15 protein-coding genes are annotated in these 14763 nt (G+C 74.2%); 6 read left to right on the top strand and 9 right to left on the bottom strand.

Going from position 1 to position 14763, the window contains the following annotated elements:
- Positions 1-2454, bottom strand: a complete 2454-nt coding sequence (locus tag DQ237_RS00440; protein ID WP_113796115.1) for a hypothetical protein — start codon at positions 2452-2454, stop codon at positions 1-3.
- 226 nt (positions 2455-2680) lie between these two features.
- Here DQ237_RS00440 and DQ237_RS00435 point away from each other — a divergent pair, with 226 nt between their 5' ends.
- Positions 2681-3541: a 1-acyl-sn-glycerol-3-phosphate acyltransferase gene (locus DQ237_RS00435; protein ID WP_113796113.1), complete on the top strand. Its 861-nt coding sequence runs from the start codon at positions 2681-2683 to the stop codon at positions 3539-3541.
- Between the two features lies 1 nt (position 3542).
- Here DQ237_RS00435 and DQ237_RS00430 read toward each other — a convergent pair whose 3' ends face one another.
- Genes DQ237_RS00430 through DQ237_RS20545 form a run of 3 tightly spaced genes read right to left on the bottom strand, consistent with a single transcriptional unit; the run spans position 3543 to position 4666 of the window.
- The gene (locus DQ237_RS00430) at positions 3543-4070 is read right to left on the bottom strand and encodes a GNAT family N-acetyltransferase (protein WP_113796111.1); all 528 of its coding nucleotides are present in this window, start codon (positions 4068-4070) and stop codon (positions 3543-3545) included.
- Between the two features lie 35 nt (positions 4071-4105).
- A complete protein-coding gene (locus tag DQ237_RS20550; RefSeq protein WP_205730006.1) occupies positions 4106-4420 on the bottom strand; it encodes a dihydrofolate reductase family protein in 315 nt (104 codons plus the stop codon).
- A 51-nt stretch (positions 4421-4471) separates the two neighbouring features.
- Complete coding sequence (locus tag DQ237_RS20545) at positions 4472-4666, bottom strand: dihydrofolate reductase family protein (RefSeq protein ID WP_205730005.1); 195 nt, start codon at positions 4664-4666, stop codon at positions 4472-4474.
- Positions 4667-4764: 98 nt separating this feature from the next.
- Between DQ237_RS20545 and DQ237_RS00420 the strand changes: the two genes are divergently transcribed.
- From DQ237_RS00420 to DQ237_RS00405, 4 genes are all read left to right on the top strand, one after another.
- Complete coding sequence (locus tag DQ237_RS00420; protein ID WP_113796109.1) at positions 4765-6285, top strand: amidohydrolase; 1521 nt, start codon at positions 4765-4767, stop codon at positions 6283-6285.
- Between the two features lie 524 nt (positions 6286-6809).
- Positions 6810-8444, top strand: coding sequence for an apolipoprotein N-acyltransferase (lnt, locus tag DQ237_RS00415; protein ID WP_113796107.1), 1635 nt, complete (start codon positions 6810-6812; stop codon positions 8442-8444).
- Positions 8437-9210, top strand: coding sequence for a polyprenol monophosphomannose synthase (locus tag DQ237_RS00410; protein WP_113796105.1), 774 nt, complete (start codon positions 8437-8439; stop codon positions 9208-9210). Before lnt ends, DQ237_RS00410 begins: the two co-directional genes overlap by 8 nt.
- 48 nt (positions 9211-9258) lie before the next feature.
- Entirely contained in the window at positions 9259-9768 is a 510-nt protein-coding gene (locus tag DQ237_RS00405) for an FxsA family protein (RefSeq protein WP_113796103.1), read from the top strand.
- 63 nt (positions 9769-9831) lie between these two features.
- Here DQ237_RS00405 and DQ237_RS00400 read toward each other — a convergent pair whose 3' ends face one another.
- The 5 genes from DQ237_RS00400 to DQ237_RS00380 form a co-directional block, all read right to left on the bottom strand.
- Complete coding sequence (locus DQ237_RS00400; protein WP_113796100.1) at positions 9832-10176, bottom strand: RNA polymerase-binding protein RbpA; 345 nt, start codon at positions 10174-10176, stop codon at positions 9832-9834.
- A 190-nt stretch (positions 10177-10366) separates the two neighbouring features.
- Positions 10367-11071, bottom strand: coding sequence for a thymidine kinase (locus DQ237_RS00395; RefSeq protein ID WP_113797317.1), 705 nt, complete (start codon positions 11069-11071; stop codon positions 10367-10369).
- Between the two features lie 80 nt (positions 11072-11151).
- Positions 11152-12504 (bottom strand): MFS transporter, encoded by a 1353-nt coding sequence (locus tag DQ237_RS00390; protein ID WP_113797315.1) that lies wholly within the window; start codon positions 12502-12504, stop codon positions 11152-11154.
- A gap of 52 nt (positions 12505-12556) precedes the next feature.
- Positions 12557-13447, bottom strand: a complete 891-nt coding sequence (locus DQ237_RS00385) for a 1-acyl-sn-glycerol-3-phosphate acyltransferase (RefSeq protein ID WP_113797313.1) — start codon at positions 13445-13447, stop codon at positions 12557-12559.
- Positions 13444-14220: a glycerophosphodiester phosphodiesterase gene (locus tag DQ237_RS00380; RefSeq protein WP_205730004.1), complete on the bottom strand. Its 777-nt coding sequence runs from the start codon at positions 14218-14220 to the stop codon at positions 13444-13446. The genes DQ237_RS00385 and DQ237_RS00380 overlap by 4 nt, the downstream gene beginning before the upstream one ends.
- Before the next feature lie 127 nt (positions 14221-14347).
- On the opposite strand from DQ237_RS00380, the gene DQ237_RS00375 reads away from it, so the two are divergent.
- The gene (locus tag DQ237_RS00375) at positions 14348-14755 is read left to right on the top strand and encodes a hypothetical protein (RefSeq protein ID WP_240619286.1); all 408 of its coding nucleotides are present in this window, start codon (positions 14348-14350) and stop codon (positions 14753-14755) included.
- Positions 14756-14763 lie beyond the last annotated feature (8 nt).

Here is a 14763-nt window from a genome sequence, read left to right as displayed (position 1 = left end):
TCAGGCCACCGGCTCGAGGTTGCCGCTGGGCTGCAGCCACACCAGGGACGTCGGCAGGCGCACGGGGTCCAGCGGGGTTCGCGCCGGGACGGCGGCGGCGCTCCGGGTGCCCAGCGACTCGGCGATCTCGTCGGCGATCGCCAGGTAGGCCGGATCGCCCACCGTGGGCACCTGGCCGCCGGCCCAGATGATCCCGGTCGCGAGGTAGAGGGCCACCGCGGACTCGAATCCGGGGCGGACCGGCAGGACCACCCGGCTGGCGCCGGCGGTGAGGAAGGCCGTCCAGGCGGGGTCGGGGCCACTGGCACGGGCGTCCTCCGCCCAGCGTTCGCGGGCCTGCCAGTAGTACGGGCAGTGGACCCAGGTCATGTTCGGCCACTCGAAGGACTGCTCCACGAAGGCGAGGAGGTCGCGCTCCGCGGCCGCCACCGCCAGGTCGAGGCGCGGTGGGCCGCCGGCGTCGTCCGGCACCACCGCCTGCCCGCTGAACGGGCCCGTGTCGGGGGAGTGGCCCAGCAGCATGTGGATGATGCTTCGGCGCAGCTCGCGGCGCTCGACGACCCGGTTCTCGGCCTGGTTGCTGCCGTCCAGCCCGGCGGGAGCATCGAAGGCCTGGGCCGCCTCGGCCCTGGCCTTGCGCGCCTCGAACGCCTCCAGCTGCTCCCGGTAGGCGGCCATCACCGCCTCGTACACCGACAGCTGCCAGCGCTCCCGGCCGGCCTGGGTGAGCCGGCAGTGCACGCGGAGACCCGTCGCCAGGTTGATCAGGCCGCGGCCGAGCATGACGACGGGCACCAGCGAGTCCTCCGCCGCGTCGAGCTCACCCGAGAGGTGCTTCTTCAGCGCGTCGCTGTTGTCCTCGCCGATACCTCCGGTCGCACCGACGCCGGCCATCCAGACGGCCCCGTCCGGACTCTTCTTCCCCCATGTCACGCACTGGGCCTCCCAGTAGTTCGCGTGGTAGCCCTTGGGGACCTTCAGGGAGGACGACGCGCTGAACAGGTGCAGGTCCTGGTCCTGCTCGCCCTTCCAGTCGAGGGCGAGCTCCACGGACTCGGCCGGGGGAGGCGTCACCCCTGCGGCCCCGTGGCGCGCCACCAGTCCGAGGTAGTTGCCGCTGTCGATGTGGCCCGGCTCCAGGGGTACGTCGGGCTGGCCCGGGCGGTGCGGGGCAGTCGGCGGTTCGCCCACGTCCGAGAGCGGCCGGGCGCCTCCCGCGGCCCAGCGGAGGAAGGCCGCCGGCTCGGGGACCACGTACTCGAGCATCAGCCGCTTGCCGTAGTCCTCGATCCACGCCTCCTGCACCGACTCGACCCAGCGGTAGACGCCCCGGATGTGGTCGGCTCCGCCGCTGTTGTCGAAGGCGTGCGTGTTCGACTCCTTGATCTCCAGCAGGCGCCGCACCGTCCGGGTCTGGCGGGTGCGGTCCACGATCCTTTCCCGCGCCCGCTTGGTCACGGAGTTGGTGAACGTGGCCGCCGCCCGGGTCACCTCCTCGGCGGACGTGTGCCGCGCGACCCGCGTGTCGGCCTCCACCTGCACGGTGGGCCCGTAGGCGGCGCTCACCGCGACTCCCGCCTCCAGGTCGGTCGCCTCGCGCAGGGCGTGCCCGGTCTCCTGCAGCAGCTCCGACCGCTCGGCCGTCTCCAGCTCCGACTCGCTCTCGACCGTGCGCTCGGTCTCGAGCACGGTGGTGGTCTCGGTCTGCTCGGTCGTCTCGTGCACCCGTTGGCGGCGCTCCCGGCCCATGACGTTCTCGACGTGGGCGATGGCCCCGGGCACGTACCGGGACGGCCCGAGGCGCACGACCTTCAGGTCCGCGATCGCCGGGGGGCGGGCCAGGTTGTCGGCCGGTCGGGGGACGTCGGCGGGGAGCACGACGACCGCGTGGTGGAGGAAGGTGCGCACGGCTGCCGCGTCGGCCAGCGCGGGGGCCGTGGCCGGGTCGGCGAGGACGTCGAGCAGCCCGAGCACCCGGACGGCTCGCAGCGCGGTCTCGCGGGCCTGACCCACGGCAGCGGCCGCCGCCAGGTCGACCGAGAGGGTGGGAGCCGTACCGAGCGCGTCCAGCAGCGACTGGTGGGCCTGACGGCGCTGGGCCCGGTACTCCTCCGTGGTGACGATCGTCTCCAGCTTCTGCCCGGTCGCGCTCTTCACCCAGTCCGCGACCGCGCGGGGAGCCATCGCGTCCTCGGCGGCGAGGAGGGCGGCGTCGAGCCGGTCGAGCGCCAACGGTGTGGTCGGAACCGGCTGGCCGCCGCCGGTTCCGCCACCGGTTCCGCCTCCGGTGCCGCCGCCGGTTCCGCCTGCGGGCCTCCGTGGGCCGTCGCCGGCGGTCAGGCCGGCCCCGCCTTGCTTGACGAGGATCCTCGGCAGGGGCGCAGCGGCACGCTGCGGGGCGCGCAGCGCCGCCAGCCTGAAGAGCTCCACCGCGGCGTCGGCCGACTCGGGCATCAGCTGTCTCCTCCGGTTCCGGTCGTTCTCGATAGGGCGCCGAACCTGGCCCGGAGCGCTGGTGCGGTCAACCGCTTCCCGCACGACCGTCCTCGACACGCCGCGACACGCCGCCGACCCGCGCAGCGGACGTCGCGCCGTTCCGGGACCGGACGCGGTGGTCGCCGGCCGCCTGCCGGGGGAAGCCACTCGGGCACCACCGCCGATCACCGGCTAGATTTCCGCCATGTACACGGCGAGCTGGCGCGACGTGGTCCGTCCGAACCTGTTCGGTGCCGCACCCGACCCCAGGGACAAGCCGTACCGGTTCGTCATCCGGGTCGCGCTCGTCGTCTTCCGGTTGTTCCGCTTCCGCTTCGACGTCCGCGGGTCCGAGCACGTGCCCGCCACCGGGGGCGCGATCATCTGCAGCAACCACGTGAGCTTCTTCGACTTCACCTTCCTCGGGCTCGGGGCGCTGCCCCGGCACCGGCTGGTGCGGTTCATGGCGAAGAAGGCGGTCTTCGACAACCGCTTCTCCGGGCCGTTCATGCGCGCGATGCGGCACATCCCTGTCGACCGCAAGGCCGGCTCGGCAGCCTTCGAGGCGGCAGTGCGCGCCCTCAAGGACGGTGAGGTCGTCGGCGTCTTCCCGGAGGCGACGATCAGCACCAGCTTCACGGTCAAGGATCTCAAGGCCGGCGCTGCCCGCATGGCCGTCGACTCCGGCGTGCCGATCATCCCGGCCGCCGTCTGGGGCGGGCACCGGGTGGCGACCAAGGGGCACAAGGTCGAGCTCCGCCGGGGGGTTCCGGTCACCGTGATCCTGGGGGAGCCGATCGTGGCCGGCCCCGGCGAGCAGATCCAGGCCCTCATGCAGCGCACCCGCGTGGCCATGGAGGAACTGCTCGACCAGGCCCAGCGCAGCTATCCCGATCAGCCGGCCGGCGACGACGACCGCTGGTGGCTGCCCGCCCACCTCGGGGGCAGCGCGCCCACCCCGGCCGAGGCGGCCTCCGCCGACGCCCTCCGGGCCGCCGGCAAGGAGGTCAGGGCGCCGAAGAAGTCGCCGCTGGCCCGGCTCACCGGTCGCGTGCGCCGCCGCTGACTCACTCCACGACGACCGGCGCCATCAGCCGGAACGCCTCCAGCTCCACGGCGTACCAGCGCCGCATCCGGCCCAGCGGGGACATCCCGAGCCGGCGGCACACCGCCATCGACGGTTCGTTGCCCGGACGGACGACCGCGTAGACCTCCGGCAGGCCCAGCCCGAACGCGCGGTCGATCACCGCCCTGGCGGCCTCGGTGGCGTAGCCCCGGCCCCACGAGTCCGGGTGCAGGTGCCAGCCCACCTCCACCTCGCCGACCCCGTCGGGCAACGGCTTGAGCAGCAGCGTTCCGGCCGCGACGCCGTCCGGACGCTGGACGGCCCAGCAGCCGAACCGCCCGTCGGTCTCGTGCACGTGGTGCCACCGGTGCACGAGCTCGTCCAGCGGCACCCGCGGGGGTCCGCCGAGCCACCGCGTGACCTCTTCCCGGCCGTAGAGGTCGGCGAGACGCGCGAGGTCGGCCGGAGAGGTCGTCCAGCAGCGCAGGCGGAGCCGCTCGGTGCACAGCACCTCGCCTCCGGCTCCCATCGCCGATGGCTACCGCTGGGTCCGCGTGACAAACATCAGCCGCGTCCGTGCCGGACCAGCACGACGCCGTTGCCGAAGGCTCGTGACTCCAGCAGCCGCAACGACGTGCGCCGGTCCACCGCCGGGAACGCCGGTCGCCCGCGGCCGATGAGGACCGGGGCGACGAAGGTGCGGTACTCGTCCACGAGGTCGTGCTCCGCGAACGCCGCGGCGAGCACCGCCCCGCCGACGACCACGGGCCCGCCGGCCTGCGCCACGCGGGCCCGCACGTCGTCCGGGACGACGTTCCGCACCAGCTCCGCGTTCGGGCCCACCTCCTGCAGCGTCCGGGAGAAGACGACCTTCGGCACGGCCCGCCAGATCGCGGCGAAGTCGCGCTCGGCCGGCGAGGCGTCGGGCTGCTAGTCCGCCGTCGGCCAGTAACCCTCCATGAGCTCGTACGTCCGACGTCCCTCGAAGAAGGCGGCCGACCGCCGCAGCTCGTCGTTGAAGTAGGTGTGCAGCTCCTCGTCGACCAGGTGCCAGTCGAGCTCGTCGTCGGGCCCCGACATGAAGCCGTCCAGCGACACGGTCATCTGCACCACGACGTTCCCCATGGGCGCGAAGGATGCCGGTCACCGGGCCGCGGGGGAACCCGTGGGGGTGTCGTGATCTGCTTCCAGCGGTCGCGCACACCGGCAGGAGAGGACCCGGCATGAGCCTGCTCGTCACCGACGTCACCGTGGGGGACCGCCCCGGTCGGGCGGTGCACGTCGTCGAGGGGCGCATCGCCTGGCTCGGCGATGCCGCCGACGCGCCGGGCGCGCACCGCGTGATCGCGGGGGAGGGGGCGCTGCTCACCCCCGCGTTCGTCGACGCGCACGTGCACGCCACCTCCACCGGGTTGGCGCTGACCGGCCTCAACCTCGACTCGAGCTCGAACCTTGCTGGAGCACTGGCCGCGCTGCGCGCCCACGCGGAGCGGTCGGCGGCCGGCATCGTGCTCGGCACCGGCTGGGACGAGACCGCCTGGCCCGAGCGGCGAGGGCTCACGCGCCACGACCTCGACACCGTCGTCGGCGACCGCCCGACGTACCTGGCACGGGTCGACGTGCACTCGGCGACGGTCTCCACCGCGCTGCTCGACCGTATCCCCGGCATCGCCGAGCTGCCCGGCTTCTCGCCGGACGGTCGGCTCCGTCTGGACGCCCACCACGCAGCCCGGCAGGCCGCCTACGGCGCGGTCGACGCCGCCCAGCGCCGGGCGGCCCAGCGGGCGACGCTCGACACTGCGGCCACCCTGGGCATCGGCACCCTGCACGAGATGGCCGGGCCCGAGGTCTCCTCGGCCGACGACCTGCGAGAGCTGCTGGCCCTCGCACGGTCCGGTCCGGCGCCCCGGGTGGTGGGGTACTGGGGGGAGCTCTCCGAGCGCGGCGGGCTCGACCTGGTGCGCGAGCTGGGCCTCGCCGGGGCCGGGGGAGACCTCTTCTGCGACGGCGCGCTCGGCTCGCACACGGCCGCCCTCGGCAGTCCTTACAGCGACCGACCCGACACCTCCGGGGAGCTCCGGTTCGCGACGGAGGCGCTCGTCGAGCACGTGCGTGCCTGCACGCTGGCCGGCGTCCAGGCCGGGTTCCACTGCATCGGCGATGCCGCCGTGAGCCAGGTGCTGGAGGCGATCGGCCGCGTCGTCGAGGAGGTCGGGGTCGCCCCCGTCCGCGCCTGCCGGCACCGGCTGGAGCACCTGGAGATGCCGACGGCCGACGTGCTGGAGCGGATGCGCGCCTGGGACGTCGTCGCCAGCGTGCAGCCCGCCTTCGACGCGACCTGGGGCGGCGACGGCAGCATGTACGCCGAACGGCTCGGGGTGGCCCGGGCGCTGGCCTGCAACCCGTTCGCCGACCTGGCCGACGCGGGCGTCGCCCTGGCACTGGGCAGCGATGCGCCGGTGACCCCGCTGGACCCGTGGGGCGGTGTGCACGCGGCGGTCGACCACCGGACACCGGGCTCCGGGCTGCGCCCGTACGACGCGTTCGACGCCGCCACCCACGGGGGCTGGTATGCCGCCCGCGCCGAGCACGCCACCGGACCGCTGGGCGTCGGTGCGCCCGCGGACCTGGCGCTGTGGGCGACGACGGACGGGCTCTCCCGCGTGCTCGCCGACCGCCTCCGGCCGGACTGCCGGCTGCTCGTCGTCGACGGGGCGCCGATCCACGGCGGTAGCGATCAGTAACGATCGGGTCACACTGCGACGCGCAGCTCTCCGGGGTCTCGATTCCGCGGCGCGAACTTCTTACAGTCCCTGGAGTTCCTGACCGAGAGCACCGCACCGTGCTCCTCCGGCGGGCGCGTCGGTCCTCCCGGTCGACGCGGCACGGCTCCGGCCGCGCCGCGCGCAGCCGGACCGGGGAGGAGCGGAGCGCACCCGGACGAGACGGCGCCGGGCACCCGGCGGAGCCCACGTGGACCCGCGCCATCAGACAACGGTCGCGCCGCTCGCACCCGGCGAGCGGCCGTCCGGCCCGAAGGCGCGCCGACCACCTGGAGCCCCCGCCGGCGCCGACGACCGGGAGAGCCGCAGCCCGTGCGGGTGATCTGGGCGTATGCCCGTCGACCGCGCCGGACGGAATGGGATGCTGGGTCGGGACCGCCGCTCCACCGGCGGTCCGGACCCCGCCCGAGCGGCGCGGGGACGATCCGCTCCACGTGGGCGGCCGCATCCGGGAGGCAGCGCGTGCCGGCAGGCGAGGGGGGCCCGTGACGGGCACGCTGCCGCGCTCGGCGGCTCCCCGCGTCCGTGCCATCCCGGGCACCCGGACGGCCGACCGGCTCCCGTGGCGCACCTCGCTCGCGCTCGTGGGCGGCCTCGCCCTCTTCCTCGCCTTCCCCGGCCACGACCTGCCGGCGCTCGCCGTGCTCGCACCGGCCGCGCTCTCCCTCGCCGTGCGCGGGCAGCGTGCCCGCTCGGGGCTGTGGCTCGGCCTCGTCCTCGGGCTGGCCTTCTTCGTGCCGCTGCTCTCGTGGACCGGCATCTACGTGGGCCCGTTCCCGTGGCTGGCGCTGGCCGGCTTCGAGGCCCTGCACACGGCGCTCCTGGGCGCCGCGCTCGCCGTCACCTCCCGGCTGCCGCTGTGGCCCCTGTGGGCTGCCGCGCTCTGGGTCGCCGACGAGGCGCTGCGCAGCCGCTTCGTGCTCGGCGGGTTCCCGTGGGGCCGGCTCGGGTTCAGCCAGACCGAGGGTCCGCTGCTCTCGCTGGCCGCCTACGGCGGGGTCCCGCTGGTCGGCTTCGCCGTCGCGCTCATGGGCACGCTGCTCGCCGCCGCGGTGCCCGCGCTGTACCGGGCCTGGCGCAGCGCCGATCGCGACCGCCCGGCGGGGGAGCGTGCCCCCGCGCTGCGCACCGCAGCGCTCGCCGTCGCCGCGGTGCTCGCCGTGCCGCTCGTGGGCGCGCTGGCAGGGCTGCCGCTGGCGGGTTCGTCCCTGACCGCCGGAGGCCCGACCGCGGCGGTCGCGGTCGTCCAGGGGAACGTGCCGCGCGCCGGGCTGGACTTCAACGCGCAGCGGCGGGCCGTGCTCGACAACCACGTCGAGCAGACGCTCCAGCTCGCCGACGACGTGGCCGCCGGCCGGGAGCAGCAGCCCGACGTCGTCCTCTGGCCGGAGAACAGCTCCGACATCGACCCCTACCGCAACGACGACGCAGCGCGCCGCATCCAGCAGGCCGCAGACGCCGTCGGAGCACCCGTCCTCGTGGGCGCGGTGGTGGAAGGACCGGGTCGCTTCGTGAGCAACACCGCCATCGTCTGGTCCCCGGAGACCGGCCCGGGCGAGACCTACGTCAAGCGCCACCCCGTCCCGCTGGCCGAGTACGTGCCCGCGCGCGCCTTCTTCCGCTTCTTCAGCGAGAAGGTCGACCTGGTCCGCCGGGACTTCGCCAAGGGCACGGAGGTCGGCGTCCTCGATCTGGGCGGTGTCCGGCTGGGCGACCTCATCTGCTTCGAGGTGGTCTACGACGACCTCGTGCGCGACGTCGTCGACGGCGGAGCCGGGATGCTCGTCGTCCAGACCAACAACGCCACGTTCGGCTACACCGACGAGAGCGCCCAGCAGCTGGCGATGAGCCGGTTGCGCGCCGTCGAGTTCGGGCGCACGGTCGCGGTCGCGGCCACCAGCGGGATCTCCGCCGTCGTGGCCCCCGACGGCACGGTCGTGCGCCGGTCGGAGCTGTTCACGCCCGCGGTCTTCGTGGAGGAGATCGCCCAGCGCGACGACGTCACCGTCGCGCAGCGGCTCGGCTCCGGGCCCGAGTGGGTGCTGACCACCCTCGGTGTGGGCGCGGTGCTGGCCGTCCTCCGGTCGGCGTGGACGCGACGGGGGAGCGCGCATGGGTGATCGGGTGCTGGTCATCATCCCGACCTACAACGAGGCGGAGAACGTCGAGCGGATCCTGGGCCGCCTGCACGCCAGCGTCCCGGAGGCGCACGCACTGGTGGTCGACGACGGGTCGCCCGACGGCACGGGTGCGCTCGCCGATGCCGTCGCCGCCCGCGACCCCCGGGTGCACGTGCTGCACCGCACCGCCAAGGCCGGACTGGGCAAGGCCTACGTGGCCGGCTTCCGCTGGGCCCGCGAGCGCGGCTACGACGTGCTCGTCGAGATGGACGCCGACGGCTCGCACCCGCCCGAGCAGCTGCCCGACCTGCTCGCCGCCCTGGGCGACGCCGACCTCGTGCTCGGCTCCCGGTACGTCGACGGCGGCCGGGTCGAGGACTGGCCCGCGCACCGCCTGCTGCTGTCCCGCGCCGGCAACAGCTACACCCGGTGGGCGCTGCGGCTGCCCCTGCGCGATGCGACCGGCGGGTTCCGGGCGGCCCGGGCGGAGCTCATCGACCGGCTGCCCTTCGACGAGGTCGCCAGCGAGGGCTACTGCTTCCAGGTGGACTGGGCCTGGCGGGCACTGCGCGCCGGTGCCCGCGTGGTCGAGGTGCCGATCACGTTCACCGAACGGGAGTACGGCCGGAGCAAGATGAGCGGCTCGATCGTTAGGGAGGCGTGGGCTCGCGTGACCGTCTGGGGTGTCCAGGACCGGCTCGCGGACCTGCTGCCCGGCCGCGTGCGGCCGCCGGTGCCCGGATCGGGCAGCGACTCGCGTCGCTGAACGGCCGTCCCCCGGCGCAGGGCGGAGCGACGGGAGAGGAAGGTCCACGTGGCTGATCTGGTGCGCCGGCGGCTCAAGCTGGTCGTAGGGGTGACGGCGCTCGCCGAGCTCGTCGTCTTCGCGCTCGTGGCGGCCTGGATCGGCGTGGGGTGGACGGTCCTCGCGACCCTGGCCACGAGCGCCCTGGGCTGCTCCCTGCTGGCCCGGCAGGGCACCCGGGCCCTCGCCGACCTGCGGGAGCGCGCACGGACCCGTCGCTCGCCCGGCGCGGAGCTCGGCAATGCCGGGCTGGTCGCTGCCGGCGGCCTGCTCATGGTGCTGCCCGGCTTCATCGGCGACCTCGTGGGCCTGCTGTGCCTCCTGCCCGGGACCCGCGGGCTCGTCCGCCGCGCGCTCGGTGGGCTGGTGCTCTCCCGGCTGCCCGACCGGATGCGCGGGCCGGTGCGCGTCACCAGCACACGGGCCCCCGGCGTGGGGGAGTGGCACGGTCCGGCCGGTGCGCCGCTGGTGATCGAGGGTGAGGTCCTGCGAGACGCCGACGGGCGCCCGGCGACCTGACCCGGAACGCAGATCGGCCCCGGTGGTCTCCCACCGGGGCCGATCTGGAGAGCTCAGCTCTCGTCAGCTGGCGCGGGTCCGCCGACCGCGGAGCACCTCGAGGCGCTCGGCCAGGACCTCCTCGAGGTCCTCGACGCTGCGACGCTCGAGCAGCATGTCCCAGTGGGTGCGCGGGGGCTTCACCTTCTTGGGTGCCGGCTCGGAGCCACCGACGAGCTTGGCCGCGGAGCCGTCGAACTTGCACTCCCACGTGTCGGGCAGCTCCGCGTCGTCCGCGAACGGCACCGTGAACAGGTGGCCGGAAGCGCACTTGTACTCGGCGTACTGCCGCTCGATCGGCGCAGTGTTGCGCTCGGTCTCGTAGCTGACGCTGCCCAGTCGGCTGCCGCGCAAGGAACGCTCACCCATGGCACACCGTCCTCTCGTCTTGTGTCGGTCGGGACTCGACGTCCGGTCGACAGGGCCATACCCAGGCGATCGGGGAGTCAGAGAGATAAACGACGAAAAAGGCGGAGAGATTCCGCCGAATCGGCCCCTCATCATCGCATGGGGTCAGATCTGGGCCGTCACCGCCCCCCGCACGGGTGACTCCGGAGCGTCAGGGCAAGGCGAGCTGGCCCGGTCCCGCGGCCGTGGGACCCAGTTCGCCGCGCACGTGATGGCGCCGGCAGAGCACCTGGTAGCGGACGGCGGGGGAGTCGCCGCCCTCTCCGGGCAGCTCCGGTGGGGCGGTGTCGGCGACGACGACGGTCTCCCCGGAGCGGACCATCACGCCGTCCACCACACGGGCGTTGAGCAGCCCTGGCAGCCCGCACCAGCACAGCACCTCGACCTGGATCCGCTGCACGTCGTCGGCGACCTCCAGCAGCCGTTGGGTGCCCGGGAAGAGCTGCGCCCGGAAGTCGGTGGTGAGCCCGAAGGCGTAGACGTCGACGTGCGACTCGTCGACCAGCTCGGCCAGCTGGTCGACCTGCTCGGGAGCCAGGAACTGCGCCTCGTCGACGATGAGGTAGTCCACCCGGTGCCCCTCGGCCCATCGGTCCCGGACCAGCAGCCGCAGGTCGGTGGCGGAGTCGATCTCGACGGCCTCCCGGCACAGTCCCACCCGCGAGCTGATCTGCGGCGCTGCGGAGCGGTCGCCCTGGGTCACGAGCAGGCCGTGGCGGCCCTGGCGGCTCTGGTTGTGGTCGACCTGCAGCGCGAGCGTGGACTTCCCGCAGTCCATCGGACCGTGGAAGAACCGCAGGTGGGCCGGCGCCGGGTGCCGCCGTCGGTCACCGGCGGCGGGAACGACGGAAGGCATCTCGGCCGCCTTGGTGTGCAGAGGGAGGGGCGCGGCGTGCTGGGGGAGGGGAGTGGCCCGGCCTGCGCCGGCGAGGGCGGTCACAGCTTCTCCGGAGGGGTGTTGCCGGCGGCGGCGACCGCCCGGCGCATCGGCAGCGTCGCGAGCGCGACGAACCCGGCAACGAAGAAGAACACCAGGCTGAAGATAGCCAGGCGGTAGGAGCCGGTGAGCTGGTAGGTCAGGCCGAACGCCAGGGGACCCAGCCAGCTGGTCCCGCGGTCGCTGATCTCGTAGAAGCCGTAGTACTCCGCCTCCTTGCCGTTCGGGATCAGCTGGCTGAACAGCGAGCGGGACAGCGCCTGGGTGCCGCCCTGCACGAGCCCGATGACGGCGGCGAGCGCGTAGAACTGCGTCGCCGCGCCCTCCTGCAGGAAGAAGGCGGCGCCGATGACGCCGATCCAGGCCACCAGGGCGCCCAGGACCACCCGGCGGGCTCCGTAGGTGGCGGCGAGCCGGCCCAGCCCGAGGGCGCCGGCGATCGCGACCACCTGCACCATGAGGATCGCGCCGGTCAGCACCGACTGCTGCAGGCCCAGCTCCTCGGTGGCGTACACCGCCGACAGGGAGATGACGGTCTGCACGCCGTCGTTGAACAGCAGGTAGGCACCGAGGAACCAGAGGGTCAGCGGAAAGGTCCGCATCTCGCGGAACGTCGCCGCCAGGTGCCGGAAGCTGCTGCCCGAGCGTGCCTCCGACGCCGCGACGGGCCGGTTGCGCAGCCGGGAGACCGTGAACACGGTGAAGGCGCCCCACCACAGGCCGGCCGTCGCCAGGCAGATGCGCACGGCCTCGCCGGTGGTCAGGCCGAGGGATTCGGCGCTGAGCACCAGTCCCAGGTGCACGGCGAGGAGCAGCGCGCCGCCGACGTAGCCGAACGCCCATCCCCGGCTGGACACCAGGTCCCGCTCGTCCGGTCCGGCCAGGTCCGGGAGCCAGGAGTAGTACACGACCGTCGCGGCCCCGAAGCAGATGTTGGCGACGACGAACAGCAGCGCGCCCAGCAGCCACCGGCCGTCACCGGCGAAGTAGAGGGCGGTCGTCGCCAGCGCGCCCACGGCCGCGAAGCCGGCGAGCATCTCCCGCTTGCGCCCCGTGCGGTCGGCGATCGCACCGGTGATCGGCAGCACCAGCACCTGCAGGACCACCGACGCCGACAGGACGTAGGAGAACCAGCTGCCCGACGCGATCGACAGTCCCAGGAACGACAGCCGGTCGTCGGGACCGGCGGCGTCCTCGGCCACCGCGGTGAGGTACGGGCCCAGGAAGACCGTCGTCACCGAGGTGTTGAAGACCGACATGGCCCAGTCGTAGGAGTACCAGCCGAACCGCTCGCGCTTCAGCGCACGGTCGACGGGGGGCACCGACGGGGCGGTGGACGCGGCGGAGGTCACCGCGGCAGGCTTCCAGCCCGCTCGCGCGCGGTCCAGCACCACACGGGCGCGGTCACGGGATGTCCTCGGGCACCACGCCTCCGGGGAACGCGGCGACGGCGGTCGTCGGACGGGTCGCGTCGCGGAACGCCGGCTCGTCGAGCTCGCCCGCCCGCAGCGGGCGCAGCCCCCGGGTGAGGGCGGCGGCGATGCGCATGCGCGCCCGGTTCGCGTCGCCCACGCGGCCCATCTCGAGGTCGTCGAAGTGCACCGGTGGACCGATGTGCACCCGCAGCGCCGGCCGGCGGACCAGCGCGCGGGCGAGGGTGCGCAGCTTCCCCCAGTCGTTGCCGTACTGGAGCACCTCGTGCGCACCCCACTGGCTGACCGGGATCACGGGCACGCGCAGTCCCAGCGCCAGCCGTGCCATGCCCGTCCGCCCCCGCTCGGGCCAGAAGTCGGGAGCCAGGCCGACGCGCCCCTCGGGATAGGCGACGACGTGGCCGCCGTGCACCAGCGCGACCTCGGTGACGCGGACGGCGTGCCGGGCGAGCTCGGTGCCCCGCTCGACGCGGATGGCGCCCGTGCGCTCCAGGAGGGGCCCGGCCACGGGCGCGGACATGATGCCCCCGGTGGCCATGATGCGGGGCATCACCCCGGCCCGGTGGAGGGCCACGGCGATGACGAACGGGTCGAAGTCGCCGATGTGGTTGGCGGCGAGCAGCAACGGTCCGCGACGCAGTTCCTCGGGGACGCCGCCGGTCACCTCGACCCGCCCGAAGATGCTGACCAGCCAGGAGAAGCGGCGGAGCATGAAGCGCCAGAACCACCAGGGCGGGGCGACGGCGATGGCCAGTTCCCGTGCGAACCACTCGGGATCGCCGGGCTTCACCAGCTGTGCCAGGTCCTGGGGCAGCGGAGGGGTGCTCGGACGCCAGGAGCGCAACCGGTCGGCCAGGCTCACCGGCCCGTCCACTGACCGCGCTTCACCAGCAGCTCGCGGAGCATGCCCGGCCGGTCGGTCATGATCCCGTCGACGCCGAGATCGAGCATGGCCTCCGCCTCCACCGGGTCGTCCACCGTCCAGACGTGCACCTGGAGGCCGCGCGCGTGGGCGGCGGCGATGAACCGCTCGTCGACCAGCGCCCGGCCGCCGAGCTGGAGGGGGACCTGGGCGCAGCCGGCCTGGATCCGCACCAGGCCGGCGGCACGCGGGGAGTAGGAGGACAGCCGCAGGGCGGCGACGCCACGGGGGCCGAGCGAGGTGCACACAGCGGGCCCGAACAGTCGCCGTGCCGCGGCGATCCGCGCGTCGGAGAAGGAGCCGAGGCAGATGCGGTCGGCGACCTGCATCCTCCGGACCAGCCGCACCAGCGGAGCCAGCACGCCGGCGGCCTTGATGTCGAGGTTGAAGCGCACATCGGGCCAGGCGGCGAGGAGGTCCTCCAGCCGCACGATGGGCTCCCGGCCCCCGATGCGGGCCTCGCTCACCTGCGCCCAGGGCAGCGCGTCGATCCGGCCGGACTGCCCGGTCACCCGCTCGAGGCCGGCGTCGTGGAAGGCGACGAGGACGCCGTCCGCCGTCACCTGGACGTCGGTCTCCAGGTACTGGTAACCCATGTCCACGCAGGCCTGGAAGGCGGGCATGGTGTTCTCGAGGTGCTCGATCGCCCCGCCGCGGTGTGCCATGGCCAGCGGCGTCGGTGCGTCGAGGTAGGCGAACCGCGCGGGGAGCACGCGTCCACGCTAGTGGAGGCCGGAGGGGCGCCGGTGCCCCGGTCGGGGCGCGCGCCGCACTGCCTTCCGGGTTCGGTCAGGGCGTGTCACCGGGCGCTGTCAGCCCCGGCGTCTACCGTGCCCAGACGTGGCACAGCAGCACGCGTCCGGCAGCACGAGCGTCCTCCCCGTCGCGCCCCTCCCCAACCGGGGGAGCGGTGAGCAGCGCCGCTGCGGGTGGTGCCGGCGGGTGCTGCCCGAGCAGGGCTCGGTGGGCCGCCCCCGGCTCTACTGCGGCCAGGCCTGCCGTCAGCGGGCCTACGAGCAGCGCTCGGCGACGCAGAAGGCGGGGCTGCCCGGCGACGTGGTGCTGGTGTCGCGGGCGGACCTCGACGGTCTCCAGGACCGGCTGTACCAGCTGCGCTGCGCGCTGGAGGACGTGCAGACCATGCTGTCGGAGAAGCCCACGAAGGCCGAGCTCGAGCGCTCGCTGGCCGATCTCGTCCGGTCCACCGGCCGGCTCGACCGGCTGTGGGTCACCGAGCGCTCGAGCTGAGCCCCCGC

This window comes from Blastococcus sp. TF02-8 (assembly GCF_003319175.1).
Classification (GTDB): Bacteria; Actinomycetota; Actinomycetes; order Mycobacteriales; family Geodermatophilaceae; genus Blastococcus.
This window is presented reverse-complemented; position numbering and strand designations above follow the sequence as displayed.